Source organism: Marinobacter sp. ELB17, assembly GCF_000169375.1.
Lineage (GTDB): Bacteria > Pseudomonadota > Gammaproteobacteria > Pseudomonadales > Oleiphilaceae > Marinobacter.
In genome coordinates this window covers 1-13,422 of sequence record NZ_AAXY01000025.1, presented here as the reverse complement: position 1 = coordinate 13,422, position 13,422 = coordinate 1, and the positions used below count along the sequence as shown (strand labels likewise).

The 13,422-nt window shown below is 52.0% G+C and carries 15 protein-coding genes and 2 pseudogenes; 12 read left to right on the top strand and 5 right to left on the bottom strand.

What is annotated here, in order from left to right:
- Positions 1–68 precede the first annotated feature (68 nt).
- The 7 genes and pseudogenes from MELB17_RS24035 (at position 69) to MELB17_RS24020 (ending at position 4,107) form a co-directional block, all read left to right on the top strand.
- Entirely contained in the window at positions 69–362 is a 294-nt protein-coding gene (locus MELB17_RS24035) for a BrnT family toxin (RefSeq protein WP_007348098.1), read from the top strand.
- Positions 337–579 (top strand): BrnA antitoxin family protein, encoded by a 243-nt coding sequence (locus MELB17_RS18660; RefSeq protein WP_007348099.1) that lies wholly within the window; start codon positions 337–339, stop codon positions 577–579. Before MELB17_RS24035 ends, MELB17_RS18660 begins: the two co-directional genes overlap by 26 nt.
- A gap of 450 nt (positions 580–1,029) precedes the next feature.
- Positions 1,030–1,320 carry a type II toxin-antitoxin system RelE/ParE family toxin gene (locus MELB17_RS18655; RefSeq protein WP_007351891.1) on the top strand — a complete coding sequence of 97 codons (291 nt, stop codon included), beginning with the start codon at positions 1,030–1,032 and terminating at the stop codon, positions 1,318–1,320.
- Between the two features lie 17 nt (positions 1,321–1,337).
- On the top strand, positions 1,338–1,628 hold the full coding sequence (locus MELB17_RS24030; RefSeq protein ID WP_083796434.1) for a HigA family addiction module antitoxin: 291 nt from the start codon (positions 1,338–1,340) through the stop codon (positions 1,626–1,628).
- Between the two features lie 117 nt (positions 1,629–1,745).
- Positions 1,746–3,316 (top strand): annotated as a pseudogene (locus tag MELB17_RS18650) (transposase).
- A gap of 232 nt (positions 3,317–3,548) precedes the next feature.
- Positions 3,549–3,827: pseudogene (locus tag MELB17_RS24025) on the top strand (type II toxin-antitoxin system RelE/ParE family toxin).
- A gap of 10 nt (positions 3,828–3,837) precedes the next feature.
- Positions 3,838–4,107 (top strand): HigA family addiction module antitoxin, encoded by a 270-nt coding sequence (locus MELB17_RS24020; protein ID WP_007351888.1) that lies wholly within the window; start codon positions 3,838–3,840, stop codon positions 4,105–4,107.
- On the opposite strand, the gene MELB17_RS25165 is transcribed toward MELB17_RS24020, so the two are convergent.
- Positions 4,035–4,274 (bottom strand): hypothetical protein, encoded by a 240-nt coding sequence (locus MELB17_RS25165; RefSeq protein WP_036185521.1) that lies wholly within the window; start codon positions 4,272–4,274, stop codon positions 4,035–4,037. The genes MELB17_RS24020 and MELB17_RS25165 overlap by 73 nt on opposite strands.
- Before the next feature lie 117 nt (positions 4,275–4,391).
- On the opposite strand from MELB17_RS25165, the gene MELB17_RS18640 reads away from it, so the two are divergent.
- Positions 4,392–5,351, top strand: coding sequence for a LysR family transcriptional regulator (locus tag MELB17_RS18640; protein ID WP_050774963.1), 960 nt, complete (start codon positions 4,392–4,394; stop codon positions 5,349–5,351).
- 12 nt (positions 5,352–5,363) lie between these two features.
- Here the strand turns inward: MELB17_RS18640 and MELB17_RS18635 are convergent, their stop codons facing one another.
- A complete protein-coding gene (locus tag MELB17_RS18635; RefSeq protein ID WP_050774962.1) occupies positions 5,364–6,041 on the bottom strand; it encodes a substrate binding domain-containing protein in 678 nt (225 codons plus the stop codon).
- A gap of 546 nt (positions 6,042–6,587) precedes the next feature.
- On the opposite strand from MELB17_RS18635, the gene MELB17_RS18625 reads away from it, so the two are divergent.
- The 3 genes from MELB17_RS18625 (at position 6,588) to MELB17_RS18615 (ending at position 9,708) form a co-directional block, all read left to right on the top strand.
- On the top strand, positions 6,588–7,007 hold the full coding sequence (locus MELB17_RS18625; RefSeq protein ID WP_007351882.1) for a VOC family protein: 420 nt from the start codon (positions 6,588–6,590) through the stop codon (positions 7,005–7,007).
- Positions 7,008–7,732: 725 nt separating this feature from the next.
- Positions 7,733–8,314, top strand: coding sequence for a beta-class carbonic anhydrase (locus tag MELB17_RS18620; protein WP_007351881.1), 582 nt, complete (start codon positions 7,733–7,735; stop codon positions 8,312–8,314).
- 200 nt (positions 8,315–8,514) lie between these two features.
- Positions 8,515–9,708, top strand: a complete 1,194-nt coding sequence (locus MELB17_RS18615; protein WP_007351880.1) for a CaiB/BaiF CoA transferase family protein — start codon at positions 8,515–8,517, stop codon at positions 9,706–9,708.
- 24 nt (positions 9,709–9,732) lie between these two features.
- Here the strand turns inward: MELB17_RS18615 and MELB17_RS18610 are convergent, their stop codons facing one another.
- The 3 genes from MELB17_RS18610 to tnpA all read right to left on the bottom strand — a co-directional run bounded on the left by MELB17_RS18610 (position 9,733) and on the right by tnpA (position 12,700).
- The gene (locus tag MELB17_RS18610) at positions 9,733–10,863 is read right to left on the bottom strand and encodes an L-dopachrome tautomerase-related protein (protein WP_007351879.1); all 1,131 of its coding nucleotides are present in this window, start codon (positions 10,861–10,863) and stop codon (positions 9,733–9,735) included.
- Between the two features lie 203 nt (positions 10,864–11,066).
- Complete coding sequence (locus tag MELB17_RS18605) at positions 11,067–12,341, bottom strand: MFS transporter (RefSeq protein ID WP_007351878.1); 1,275 nt, start codon at positions 12,339–12,341, stop codon at positions 11,067–11,069.
- A 161-nt stretch (positions 12,342–12,502) separates the two neighbouring features.
- Positions 12,503–12,700, bottom strand: a complete 198-nt coding sequence (gene tnpA / locus MELB17_RS26555; protein ID WP_007351877.1) for an IS66 family insertion sequence element accessory protein TnpA — start codon at positions 12,698–12,700, stop codon at positions 12,503–12,505.
- A gap of 39 nt (positions 12,701–12,739) precedes the next feature.
- Here tnpA and MELB17_RS26550 point away from each other — a divergent pair, with 39 nt between their 5' ends.
- A complete protein-coding gene (locus MELB17_RS26550; protein WP_413540299.1) occupies positions 12,740–12,961 on the top strand; it encodes a methyltransferase domain-containing protein in 222 nt (73 codons plus the stop codon).
- The last annotated feature ends 461 nt before the right edge of the window (positions 12,962–13,422 follow it).

The following is a 13,422-nucleotide window of genomic DNA, read 5'->3' as shown; positions in this document are numbered from 1 at the left end:
CTTAGGTGTTAGCATAAAAATACAAACCGAGTATGGCTATATGCCCATACTACCGTTATAATTTCCCTATGAATAAATCAAACTTTGAGTGGGATGAGGCGAAAAACCTCGAAAATCAAGAAAAGCATGGCGTATCGTTTTACGATGCTCAACATGCATTCAAAGATGATCGACGTGTTATTGCCGAAGATGTTGTACATAGCCAAGATGAAAAACGTTATTTTTGTTTTGGTTTAAATCAAGAAAATTCAGGCATCTTAACTGTTCGTTTTACTTATCGAAATAACCAGATCAGAATTATTGGTGCTGGTTACTGGAGAAAAGGGAGAAAATTATATGAACAAGCAAATTCAATACACTGATGAGCCAATTGGTGAAGTAAGACTTGTTGCTGACTTCTTACCTTCACCTGAAGAGCTGAAATTAAAAAGTGAAAATACTAAAGTAACTATTTCATTAAGTTCCGAGAGTGTTGCATATTTTAAGCAGGCCGCCAAAACTAACCACATGCAGTATCAAAAAATGATTCGTGAGTTACTGGATGAGTATGTGGCACATCAAAAAAATGCTAACAAGTAGCACCAACGGACTCCGTAATATTGGCACCTTTGCCGCAAAAACACGCAGCAAAGTCGCCAACATTACTACGCCGTTGTGCTAGGCGTTAAGAGGCCATGAGAAGTCCACACTTGATTCGATATTGGTTCACTGCGGTAGAGTGCCGCGGAATAGGTGTTACGGCCGTGTCGAGTGATGAGGCCCTGGAGCTAATTCATTCAAACAGCTATATCATGAGCCTAAAACCTGTGCTGAATGACTATATAGAGAACATCGACGTGCAAACCCTCGATCGAGACCACGTTATTCCAAACATGGGCGTATGCACTGAACGTGGTATTTGGTTTCCAAATGTCAGCTAGAGGCCACTTAACAAGTTGCGCCAGTGCGCCCCTGTCGGGGTCAGGCGCAAAGCGTTACATGCCCCTTTTAGGCGTTGCATGAATACCGTGAATCCGTTAATCTCGGTATATGATCACATCGTTCGGCGACCGAGGTACCTCTGACCTCTTTAACGGTATATCTAGCCGCTATGCCAGAAAGCTCCCAGGCCAGATACATGAACTCTCGCTATACAAGCTCGATGTTCTGAATGCTGCGCAGGCGCTTGATGACCTTCGTTCCCCTCCGGGCAACAGGCTCGAGCCATTACGGGGTGAACTCAAGGGATTCTATAGCATTCGTATTAACGCCCAGTGGCGCATTATTTTTCGCTGGACCGAGAATAGCGCAACTGATGTCCAAGTCGTGGACTATCATTAACACTTTGGAGGTACCACATGATTCCTAGCAATAGAATCGCAACACATCCAGGGGTCATTTTGCTCAAAGAATTTCTGGAACCTCTGGAGCTAACGCAAAAAGCGCTCGCTACCCATGTCGGTATTCCAGTGCAGCGTGTCAACGAAATTGTTCGTGGCAAGCGCGGTGTTACGCCAGAAACAGCATGGCTTCTTTCTGAGGCACTACGTACAACACCTGAATTTTGGCTCAATCTTCAGTCCATACATGAGCTGTCAGCAAATCGTCCGAGTCACCATATCGAACCATTGGTCGCGGCAGGCATGTAGTAAGGCCATGTTGCGGACAACTTTCAGTTTCCGCAAATGGCGGCGTTGAGGCTGTAGAAAAACCCCAAGTCGGACCGATTTTGGTAGTATTGAGAAAACAGACAGGGAGCCGTCGGTATGCCTCGTTTCAAGCACTACAACTACGATCAAGATTCCATGGTGGTCATCAACTACCAGAATAACTCCAGTCCGGCACCTTCGAGCACGCGGTTCACTACCTGATCGAACACAAGCTGGATCTGACGGTGTTTCACCCGAAATATCGCAACGACGACACCGGCCGACTGGCCTACGATCCTGCCATTCTGTTGAAGATCATTCTGTTTGCTTACTCCAAAGGCATCACCTCCAGCCGCGAGATCCAGTGGTGCTGCGAGACCAACATCCTCTTTAAAGCGCTGTCCTGCGATACCGTGCCGCACTTCACCACCCTGGCTAAGTTCGTCAGCCAGCACGCCGATGAGATTGAAGAACTGTTCGAGCAAATACTGTTGGTGTGTCATGAGCAGGGTCTTTTGGGCAACGAACTGTTCGCCATAGATGGCTGCAAAATGTCATCAGACGCGGCGAAGGAATGGTCTGGCACCTTTAAAGAGCTGAGCGAAAAGCGGGCCAAGCTGAAGCGACTGATTCGCCACCACCTGCATGAGCATCACGAACGGGATGAGGCGGAGACGGAAGCGGAACTGGATCGAGATATTCGAAGGGCGAAAACCGTGCTCTCTCTGGATGAGTCGATGAAAAAAGTGGACCGTTTCCTGAAGACGAACAGCCCAAGGCTGGGCCAGGGTAAACGACTCAAGGAAGTGAAAAGCAACATCACCGATAACGAAAGCGGCAAGATGACCACCAGCAAAGGCACGATCCAGGGCTATAACGGCGTGGCGACGGTGGACAAGAAACACCAGGTCATCATCAATGCACAAGCCTTCGGTGAAGGCCAGGAACATCACACGTTAAAGCCGGTGTTGGAGACGGTTCAGCGTCGTTATAAAAAGCTCGGCATTGCCGACAACATCTATCAAACCGGCGCGATCGTGACCGCTGACACCGGCTTCGCTAACGAAGCGAACATGCAGTATCTGCATGAACACCAGATCAACGGTTACATCCCGGACAATCGCTTCCGCAGCCGTGATCCCAAGTTCGCCGAGCAGAAAGAAAAGTATGGTAAGCGCCCGCAAACCCCATCGAAGAGCGGTTGGAGACACGTGATTCCGGCCAGTGAATTCCAGTTCGACCCGGTTACGATGACGTGCATCTGTCCCGCCGGAGAATCCCTGCGCCACGAAGGCACCCGAACCGACCAAAATGGCGTACCCAGAGCCCACTTCCAAGGGCGATTATTGCAGTGCCGCCACTGCCCGCGAAAGCATCAATGTATGCAAAACCCCAGCTCAGCAGATCATCGTAAAGGCAAAGGAAGACAGGTCTCTTACACTCTGGAACTCAGGCGCGGCCCGACGTATACCGACTGGATGAAACACCGAGTCGATAGCCAACAAGGCAAAGCGATTTACGGTCATCGCATGTCCGTGGTTGAGCCCGTGTTCGGCAACATTGGCAGTAACAAACGTCTGAATCGCATCAGCCTGCGAACTAAGAAAAAAGTGCAGGGTCAGTGGCAGTTGTATTGCCTGGTGCATAATATTGAGAAGCTGGCGAATTATGGGCAGTTAGCAGCATGAAACCGGGGCTAGGATATGGCCAGATATAGGTCACAGACGGCCATGTGTAGAGTGTTCAGCGCCGGATATCAATAATGCTGTAGTGTTGCCAGCAAATGATCAAACTTGCAGCAGTTGATCGCAGGGTTTAAAAAAACAACAGAGTGGCTGCGGATTAGGCTCTGAGAAGGGTTTTTCTACAGCCTCGTTATGTGGTTTTGATACCCGATACGTTGCAGGGTACATTCAAGGAATGATTCGAAGCTTCAAACACAAGGGCTTGGCTAAATTCTTCAAGTCTGGCAGCACCGGCAGGGATTCAGGCCGCTCATGCAAAGAGGCTTCGGCTTATTCTCGGTAGGCTAAATGCAGCGTCAGACGTCAATGATATGGACTTACCAGGCCTTCGACTGCACGAGCTCTCGGGAATTGCACCGGAATTTGGTCAGTGACGGTCAGTGGTAACTGGCGAGTGACGTTCCGGTCTGAGGACGGAGATGCCGAGATAGTGAATTACGAAGATTACCACTGAGGTACCGCCGATGTTGATGCACAACCCACCCTACCCGGGTGAAGTCTTGCGAGAGCTTTGTCTGGAACCCCTTGGCCTGTCTGTAACGGTTGCCGCAGAAGCATTGGGGGTAAGCCGAAAAACTCTAAGCGCCGTGCTGAACGGCAGGGCTGGTATTAGTCCCGAAATGGCTATTCGGCTTTCTATCGCGTTCGCGCCTAAGACTTCTCAACGCCGACGCAGCAGCGTTTTCAAGCGTCTTATCATCGCCCGGACGACCTGTCGCCGAGCCTGGAGCTGATCCCGCCTCACCTGCTCAAGATCAATACCTCCCACCCCATCCCGGTATCTGAGCGGGATAGTTCCCTCAAGTGAGTCGTCGACACTCCTGTCTGCCACTTCGCCGTCTTCCCGGTGAGTAACCGGGCCGCCACTCTGAAAATACAGTACCTCTTCTGAAATCATCATGCCTCTGATCTCCATAACATCGCCCCTAGAAACGGGAGCGTTGGTTTTCTCATGGGTTCAGGTACATGCTACTGTTGTTTTAAAATGCAAACTATTCCAAAAAGATGAGTACAGACTTTGCAAAAAAAAACAGGGAAGCCGAGCAAACAGTCCTCTACCGTTACCCAGAAAACACGGAGTCTTCTGGCATGGAATGACTTTGAGATCATCCTTGCAATCGTAAACGCAGGCTCTCTATCTGGCGCCTCACGCGCCCTGGGTGTAAGTCACGCGACTATTTTCCGGCGGTTGGGAGATATTGAACAGCGCTTGGGCGTTACGCTCTTTGAGAGGAGTCGTACCGGTTACCGGCCAACTCTTGCAGGGGAAGAACTCGCCGACACGGCCAGAATTATGGATGAGGCCGCGTTGGCAGCCGAACGTAAAGTCGCCGGTCGCGACCTGCAGCCCAGTGGAGAAATCTGGGCGACCACAACGGACTCCCTGTTGATGGGATTGCTGGCGCCTCTGTTCACGCAATTCCGGCGTAAATATCCAAGCATCGTGCTGGATGTTGCCATCTCCAACGAGTTGTTCAACCTGACACGCAGGGAAGCGGACGTCGCCATTCGCCCATCCAACCGTCCCCCTGAAAATCTGATCGGCCGACCGCTGACCACCATTGGCCAGGCCGTCTACGCACACCGAAGCTTTGGTCTGACACCGGGGGCTTCCGTCGAGACGCTTGTCAGCCAGCCTTGGATCGGTGCGGGGCCAAGACTAAAGGATTCAGCCTTGGATCAGTGGATGGACAATAACGAGCTGAAGGCAGCCTGTGTCTACCGTGTTGATACTCTGGTCAGCATACTCAGTGCTATTCGCTCTGGCATGGGGCTGGCCGTCTTGCCCTGTTATCTGGCGGACGAAGACCCGGACATTATCCAGCTCACAAATCCCATCCCCGAGCTGGAATACGGCTTGTGGTTTCTGATGCACCCGGACCTGCGAGGCGTAGTGAGGATTCATGCCTTGATGGACTTTCTGACGGAAGCTGTCCGGGCACAGAAACAGCGCCTGGCCGGGCCACTATTACGCTAGCCTGTTTCGTTGTTACGAAACCTGAACTGCCCCGACCCCTAAATTTCCCTTGGCGAAATTGACAAACGCTCTGACCAACGGTGAGATATATCGTGATTGTGGGTACTGCAGATTTACCTGTCCTTGGTATTTCCCAACAATCGACCAATCCGCCAGTATTTGAATCATAACCCCCGTTTCAATTTCATCCGTTACCGAAAAGTCGGGAAACAGGCCCACTCCGAATCCGTTTAGAACCGCGTCTTTACGAATTTCGGTGTGGTTGGCAATATAGCGACCAGAGGTCGTAACGCTCGCTGTCTCGCGCCCTTTGGCAAAAGACCAGACGTTGTCGAGGGCTGACTCGCCCAGTGAAAGGCCGTCGTGGTCAGCCAGTTCACTCGGATGAACAGGATGTCCTCTTTTTGCAATGTAACGTTCAGATGCGCAAAGCACCGAACGTACCTCGCCCAGACAAACGGCAACTAAGCTCTCGATCGGTTTATCGGTGATTGTCACCAGAATATCTACGTCATCGTAAAATGGATCCATTGTTCTGTCGGTAACCAGAAGCTGAATCTCGACACTGGAATACGTGTTCAGGAAAGACGGAATGATGGTTTTCAATACTTGGGAACCATAAGCCTTGGGTACGCCGATTTTCAACCGCCCTTGAGGCTCCCCACAAATCCGATCCGCTACGTCCAGCACATCGCGTGCAGAGTCTAGAGTTATCCGGCATTGCGCGAAAACTCGCTCACCTGCAGCGTTAAGACGAAGGTTTCGAGTGGTCCGCTCCAGCAGTTTGACGTGAAGGCTAAATCAGGGAAAGCTTTCCTCTGCTTGTTCCCATTCTTCATCAGGGAGTACAGAGCAGGCAAGGGTCGCTCCAAAGTTTCATTGTTGATGGGGTCGGAACCAGCATTTGGCGCTATCTTTGCTGTGTGGTGGCTAGGGGAAGACATTGGACCGCTGGGGTGGTTCGGTGGGTCACTGATCGTTATTGCATCTCTTTATGCCACGCTACCTAAGGCGAATAAAACCCGCGGCGTTGCGGAGGATCAGGCCCTGGCGGAGCAAGGTAGAACTCTATGAAAGCTAGAAATTTCGAAAAAAGCTTGAGGAAGGTCACGCGGCAGTCAATTATCAAGGTCGGGCTGGTTGAACGTCTTCAGGCCGAAGCTGCTAACAACTCGCTCAACCGTAACGCCGTAAACCGCGCACATTAGCTTCGCGTTCAATGGTAGAACGTACAACATGGGACTCAATATGACCGTTAGGAAGATTCATCACATAAACTTTATAGTTAAAGACCTAAATTCAGCTATTTTACGATATAAAGCGATATTAGGCGGGAATGACTTTATAAGGGATGAGTTACCAGGCCGAGGTGTTATAACAGCCAGAACGGAGGTAGGCGAACAATGGATCGTATTGGTTCAACCAACAGAGGTTAACTCTATACCAGGGCGGTTTTTGAAAGAAAATGGCGAAGGATTCTTTTTGATGTCTCTCGAAGTTTCCGATATCCACGGCACCATTGATGAACTAACAAAAGAAGGCATTTTACCCACGAGTAGTTTAGACAGAAAGGGTCTGCTTAATTGGTGGGTGAGAGACTTAAAAATGGATAAAACCTTTGGAGCACAGATACAGCTTTGCGAAGAGCGTGATTGATCTAAAAATCATGCCACTTAACAATCCGCTGAAAAGCGACGCCAGAATACGCCCTTTAGCGCAGCGTTGAACCAAACCGCTTCGCGGTCGCGAGTGGGCCCGGGAATTTTCCGCAAGATCCGGTAGATTGACGGATACTTTTGAGTAGCCCGAGTGGGCTTTCAAAAGAGGAGGTACCTTCATGACACCCTTACGTCAAACCATGATCCAGGCCATGTGCCAACATGGCTTCTCCCCCCGAACCCAGCAAATTTATCTCTATGTGGTCACCGCGCTGGCCCGTTATTACCGACCCTCGCCCGGTCAGTTGAAGATGGATGGCCACCCACCAGTTGGAACAGGGCTAGCTTCCCCGCCTTGATCCGTTGGGTGGAAACCGACAGTTCCTTGTGAGCTGGGCGTCTATGCGACCCAAGACTGGAAAAACGGGTATCTGAGAGGTAATCTGAGGGGAATCACAACAAGGAGCCGCCTCGTGAAGGATCTAATGAGACCAAAATTCGCCGGCATTGATTCGCGTCTGGCGCCAGATTTTCCGATCAGGCCTTGCCTTCAAATTACTTTATTCTTATGCACCTTTCGATAGCTGCGGCACTGGATGCTTGGTCCAACAGACATTTAATGGTCATGCTGCGCACGACTATTAAATGTTTAGGAGTTAGGTTTCCATAATCGCCGCAGTGGAAACCACAATAAAATAAGCTGAACCACAAAGGGGAATGAAGATGAGTAAAATAGTAGAAGAAGTAGCATCAGCAAATGCTAATTATGTAGCTGGCTTTGGAGATAAAGGCAATTTGCCAATGCCTCCTGGCAGGCAGTTTGCCATCCTGACATGTATGGATGCACGCTTAGATCCCGCTAAATATGCAGGTCTTGCCGAAGGCGATGCCCATGTGATTCGTAATGCAGGCGGCAGAGCAAGTGATGATGCCATCCGTTCATTAGTAATTTCTTACAAATTACTTGGTACAAAAGAATGGTTTGTTATCCATCATACAGATTGCGGAATGGAAACATTCAATAATGAGATTATGGGTGATTTGTTGTCTGGAAGTCTAAAAACAGCCAGTGTTGACGCATCAGGCTGGCATGATAGTAATGCTGGTGGTGGCACGACAGACGGTAATTTTATCGAGTGGCTTACTATTACGGATCAAGCTAAAAGCGTGTTATCTGATGTAGAGCGAATTAGAAGTAATTCAATGGTTCCTCGCGATATCCCTATTTATGGTTATATTTACGATTGTAAAACTGGAAGTCTTGTTGAGGTTCCTGAAGCAACAGAAGCGGGAAAGGCGAGTTAAAATTTAACAAAGCAAATTCACTTGGACGATTAAAATCGGCGCGGTTTTCGCTACGCTACAACTACACCACTTTACGTCTCTGTCATCCGGACACACGATGTATTTGGTACCATTGCGGTGGCAAATATAAAACCATCTTCCAAAGGTACGCGGGCTATGGCGAACCGGGTATAAATTGAGCTGACGACAGGAGCACTCACATGATTGGCCCACTCAACGGCATCCGAATTATTGACCTGACCGCCATGGTGTCTGGCCCTCTGGCTACCATGATGCTGGCAGACCAGGGCGCCGAGGTGATCAAGGTCGAGAATCCGTCCGGCGGCGATTTCACTCGGTCTGCCGCCAATCGGCAGGGCAATGTGTCAGCGTCTTTTCTCAATAACAACCGCAACAAGAAGTCGGTGGCGCTCAACCTGAAAGAGCCGGCGGGTCGCGAAGCGCTGTTAAAGCTGGTGGCCACCGCCGATGTGTTTGTGCAGAATTTCCGCCCCGGTGTGATCGACAGGATGGGCCTGGGCGAGGACGAATTGCGCAAGGTTGCTCCGAACCTGATTATGGTGTCCATCAGTGGGTTTGGTGACACCGGTCCCTTCGCCCAGCGGCCGGTTTACGATCCGCTGATTCAGGCCCTGTCTGGTCTGGCCACGGTGCAGGCGGGCACTGACGAACGGCGTCCGCAACTGGTCAGAACCATCCTGCCTGACAAACTCACCGGCGTAACGGCTGCCCAGGCCATCACCGCGGCCCTGTTTGCCCGCGAGCGCACCGGTGAGGGTCAACATGTCCGGCTGTCCATGCTGGACGCCATCATCGCGTTTCTGTGGAGTTCTGACATGGGCAGCCAAACGTTTGTGCAACGCGAATTGCCACAGCAGGCCGCCGCCAGCTTTCAGGATCTGATCTACGAGACGACCACCGGTTATGTCACCATCGCGGTGCAGAATGACCGCGAGTGGCAGGCGCTGATCCGTGCTGTGAATCGGCCGGAATGGGCCGAGGACCCGAGGTTCTTGACGGCAGAGCTACGGCAGAAAAACATCGACGCTCGGCTTGATCTGATCCAGTCCGTTATCATGTCAGACTCGGCAGAGCATTGGCTGGCGAGACTAGAAGAAGAGTCGGTGCCCTGCGCGCCGGTACTGACCCGCACGGAGGTGTTGAACCATCCACAGGTTCAGGCCAATGACTTACTGGTGGAGTACAACCACCCGCAGGCTGGCTATATTCGCCAGACCCGCGCCCCGGCCCGATTTTCAGCCGCGCCAACGCAACCTTTGCAAGGCGCCCCGGCCCTCGGTCAGGACACCGTGGCTTTGCTGGCAGGCTGTGGCTATTCCGGGGGTGACATACAAACGATGGTCGATACAGGCGTGGCAGGCCTGCCAGAGTAAGAGCTGCCACGATGGATTTCAGTATTACTTCTCAATCTCTCCAATCCAGACCTTGTAGATAGAGTAGGGCGGCTTGCCTTGATCTTTACCACCTGTGAACGGTGGCGCTTTGTGCAGCTGGTTGACCGCAACGTAGAGCCAGCCCTGCGGGCCCATGCGGACACTGTCAGGCCAGCTGAGACGCTCGTCTCGTACCAGGGGTTCCAAATTACCTCCGGGTGGCAGCACATCAATGCCGTTGTGATTCAGGTTGGTGAAAAAGTGTCGGCCTGCAGCGTCGGTATCGGCACCGTCAGACACCGGTTTGGGCCCAACCCGGACAATCGCATCCGCAACTCGCTGGGCACTGGCATGCTCGCGCAACAGTCTGGCTGGCACGCTGAACCAGTCCAGACCATTCATGGCGCCAAAGTAGACGGTGCTGCGGTCATCCGACAGGGTGATGGGATTGGCCCCGACGTTCGCTGATGCGCCGCCAAACTGTATGGCCTCGCCATTGATCACCATGCGCGCATCGGCCTGCGGTTGAAGCGATGCATGACCCTGAAAGCGCCAGGTTTCGCCACTTGCCAGGTTTACCGTCAGTAGGCCGGGATTGGCGATATCCGCCAGATAGGCAAAGCCCCGGTCCCGGTCAACCACCAGATCCTGAATAAAACTGCCTTTCGGCGCCACATCTGCTGGCAGGGTTACTTTCCGGATCAAGTCACCGGAGGCGATATTAAACCCCCAGATTCGGGTTTTGCCCAGATGCTTGCCCGTGTCGGTAATCCAGAGCCCACCTTGGCCATCCAGTGCGATGCCTAGCGGCGAGTCGATCGTGGCATCCTGGTAGTTACCATTGTGCGTTTGAACCCCGGTGGACGGCCAGGCACGGTAGCTGTGGGGGCCGGTCACCTCAATAAGCTGGACGTCGTGATCGCCGTCCATCGGATGGATGGTGGAAAAAACACGGCCTTCCGCACTGACGGCAACGTTGCCGGGGCGAATCTGCAGCATTGCGACGGTTCGCATTTCTCCGCGCACCGGCTCGAGTGTCGGGGCGTTTGGTGCGGCGGCCGCGCTGTGATTCCCGTTGCCAACGGCACTGCAACCGACTAGAAGCATCGTTATCAGCAGCGCGCCCAGTGCCTGCGGTGAAACACAAATCTTCATAACTTACTCCTTAACCGATTGAGCCTGCATGTACGAGTTGCGTCAGACGACCGATCAAAAAATGCCAATAAACTGAGTCGTCACCCACCTTTAAAAGCAATCTACGGTATTGTCAGCGGATTATTAGTGATAAAAACTGCAGGAATAGTCATAAAACCAGTGTTATTCGAATCCTGATGACTCTAGCAAAATGCTGTGGTCTGCTAAGGGTTCTCGGCCTCATCCGCGACGGGTGCCAGAGGCTCTCCATCTTCGTCCAGGAGCTGGTAATTGTAGGCCGCCTGCAGGCCGGTTTGGTCTTCAATCTGCTCCTCCTCGGGCTCATGGTCAATGTAGCGCGGGTACAGGGGCGACAACATTGCTACCAGGATGCCGATCGCGGAAAAGGTGGCAAATGCATTGGCGTAGCCAAATTCGCTCACCAGCATGCCGACAACGGGCGAGCCAGTTGCCTGCCCGAGCGAGACAGCCATGAACGGCAGTACCGGCCCCATCGACAATCGGCCCGGCAACAGGCGAATGCCGGTCATCAGATAGAGCCCCGTCAGGCTCATATAGGCCAGACCGAAGACCAGCGCAGAGAATGCCGCGAGTACCAGCTGATCAGGGCTGGCAGCAAGCAGTGCCAAGCTCGCGGATAACATCACCAGCATCAGTGAGTGTGTAATGGGTGGGTTGTTGCGATCGGCCAGGTCGGCCACCACGGCACCTCCGATGCCGGCAATACCAACCGCTAGCCACAGCCACCCGGTTGCAGAGGGCGGTAGGCCGCCGAGGGTGACCATTAAATCGGGTGCGAAGATCCAGTACGCAGAGGAAACGAAGCCCATCACGAATGCAAACAGCGAAAGCCTGAACAGACGCCACCACTGCAGGGCGCTGATTGGAGTTGTCGACGCAGCGTTCGCGGGAATGACCCGAGACACGGAAGGGATAAAGTACCACGCGGCAATGACGCCAATCCCCGCCAGAATGGCGAAGTACAGGTACGCGGAGCGCCAGGCGCCAGACAGGAAAAGAACCACCGGTACGGCAACGGCCACGCCAATGCTGGTGCCCGCATTCATGACTGAACTGACACGGCCGTGCACCGCGCGGCTCACCATAGCCTGCATGGCGGCCGTGAGCGCCGGCATCATAAGGCCTGTGCAGATGCCGCACGCGAACACGCCCACTCCGAGCGACAGAGCACCAGACGCCTGGCTGATAAGCGCCATACCGACGACGCCGAAACCACACGACAGGACGGCCGTGTTGCGGGCACCGAGACGATCGGCGGAGAGCGGTGCCACCAACGTCGCCAGAAGGAAACTGACAAGCGGCAGCGCGCCGATGATACCGATTACTTCAGGCGTAAGACCCAGCTCGGCCCGGATAGGGGGTACAAATAGACCAAAGGCGAAGCGCGCGAGCCCGTAGCTGATCGCGATCAGCGCTGCACCAAAGAGCGCAAACCCTGTGTTCGAGAGAGACTTCATGCCACCTCCGCCAGTCAGGCATTGAGGATTCCCGGAAACAGGAGCGTGGAAACCGGAAGTCGGGTCAGATTCATAGATGTAATTTGGGCTTTAGTTGTACCAGAAATAGTGTTTAAAAATAAACCTGTCCCGGTTTTTCCTTTCACAAAACCGGGAAAGATCTATTCTCCTAACTGCGCAAAACAACAGTCTTCAGTCGGAGCCAGCTTCCGGCGCCAGTAAACGAATTGATGATAGATCAGTGACTGTTGCTTGCAGTAAGCGCTGCCGGACACGTCGACCAACTCAAATCCTTGTCCAATACGGTGCTGGCTGTCCTGGTGGGCGTCGCCATCGGAAAGGGAGTGCTTGATGGGCATGATCAGTTTGATAGAAAATGAGGCAGTCTTGATTGGGACATTGATATCCTGGAAATTGACTTAGAATCTACAGATTTCACTGATACATTTGACGGGGTTATATCTTCAATGACAATGCACCATGTAAAAGGTATTGGTGCGATGTTCGTTAAATTCCATTCTCTGCAAAATAATGGCGGAATAATTGTTATATCTGATCTTGACAAGGAAGGTGGACGTTTCCATACAGAAGATAGCGGCGTCTACCATTTTGGTTTTTAATGAGAGCCAATTGTTGATGCTGAAAAAAATCTGGTTTTCAAAAAGTTGAAATTATAGATGCAAGCGTGGTGCATAAGCCACATGGAGATTTTTTGATATTCTTGCTAACGGCAAAACATAAAATGTATAAGAAACAAATACGTGCAAGATGGTTCAGAGTAAAAGTCTTGTACATAAAGTCTAGCCAAAAATATTATGTTAAAAGGTTCTTCATCACTCTGATTGCAGGCTGGTTTCTATTGACTCTGAATCCTGCAACCGCCCAATCTACAAATGACATTGGGCTGACTCAAGCCGAACGAGACTACCTAAAGGTGAAGAATGTGGTGGACCCCTGAGTCAAGACATTAATTGACTGGGTTTAAGTTGTGCATTCGACTTCACTTGCAGCTGGCCGGCGCTGCCCCGTGTTTGCCTTTGCTTTGGCTGTTGCCGTTGTGTCTGATCTGGCTTCTGCGGTG

Excerpts from the sequence above, each read along its gene's own strand:
- MELB17_RS18605 (WP_007351878.1), bottom strand. The coding sequence starts at position 12,341 with ATGAAGTCTCTCTCGAACACAGGGTTTGCGCTCTTTGGTGCAGCGCTG.
- MELB17_RS18620 (WP_007351881.1), top strand. The coding sequence starts at position 7,733 with ATGAGTAAAATAGTAGAAGAAGTAGCATCAGCAAATGCTAATTATGTA.
- MELB17_RS24030 (WP_083796434.1), top strand. The coding sequence starts at position 1,338 with ATGATTCCTAGCAATAGAATCGCAACACATCCAGGGGTCATTTTGCTC.
- MELB17_RS24020 (WP_007351888.1), top strand. The coding sequence starts at position 3,838 with ATGTTGATGCACAACCCACCCTACCCGGGTGAAGTCTTGCGAGAGCTT.
- MELB17_RS24035 (WP_007348098.1), top strand. The coding sequence starts at position 69 with ATGAATAAATCAAACTTTGAGTGGGATGAGGCGAAAAACCTCGAAAAT.
- tnpA (WP_007351877.1), bottom strand. The coding sequence starts at position 12,700 with ATGCCCATCAAGCACTCCCTTTCCGATGGCGACGCCCACCAGGACAGC.
- MELB17_RS18655 (WP_007351891.1), top strand. The coding sequence starts at position 1,030 with ATGATCACATCGTTCGGCGACCGAGGTACCTCTGACCTCTTTAACGGT.
- MELB17_RS18625 (WP_007351882.1), top strand. The coding sequence starts at position 6,588 with ATGGGACTCAATATGACCGTTAGGAAGATTCATCACATAAACTTTATA.
- MELB17_RS18660 (WP_007348099.1), top strand. The coding sequence starts at position 337 with ATGAACAAGCAAATTCAATACACTGATGAGCCAATTGGTGAAGTAAGA.
- MELB17_RS18610 (WP_007351879.1), bottom strand. The coding sequence starts at position 10,863 with ATGAAGATTTGTGTTTCACCGCAGGCACTGGGCGCGCTGCTGATAACG.
- MELB17_RS18615 (WP_007351880.1), top strand. The coding sequence starts at position 8,515 with ATGATTGGCCCACTCAACGGCATCCGAATTATTGACCTGACCGCCATG.
- MELB17_RS25165 (WP_036185521.1), bottom strand. The coding sequence starts at position 4,274 with ATGATGATTTCAGAAGAGGTACTGTATTTTCAGAGTGGCGGCCCGGTT.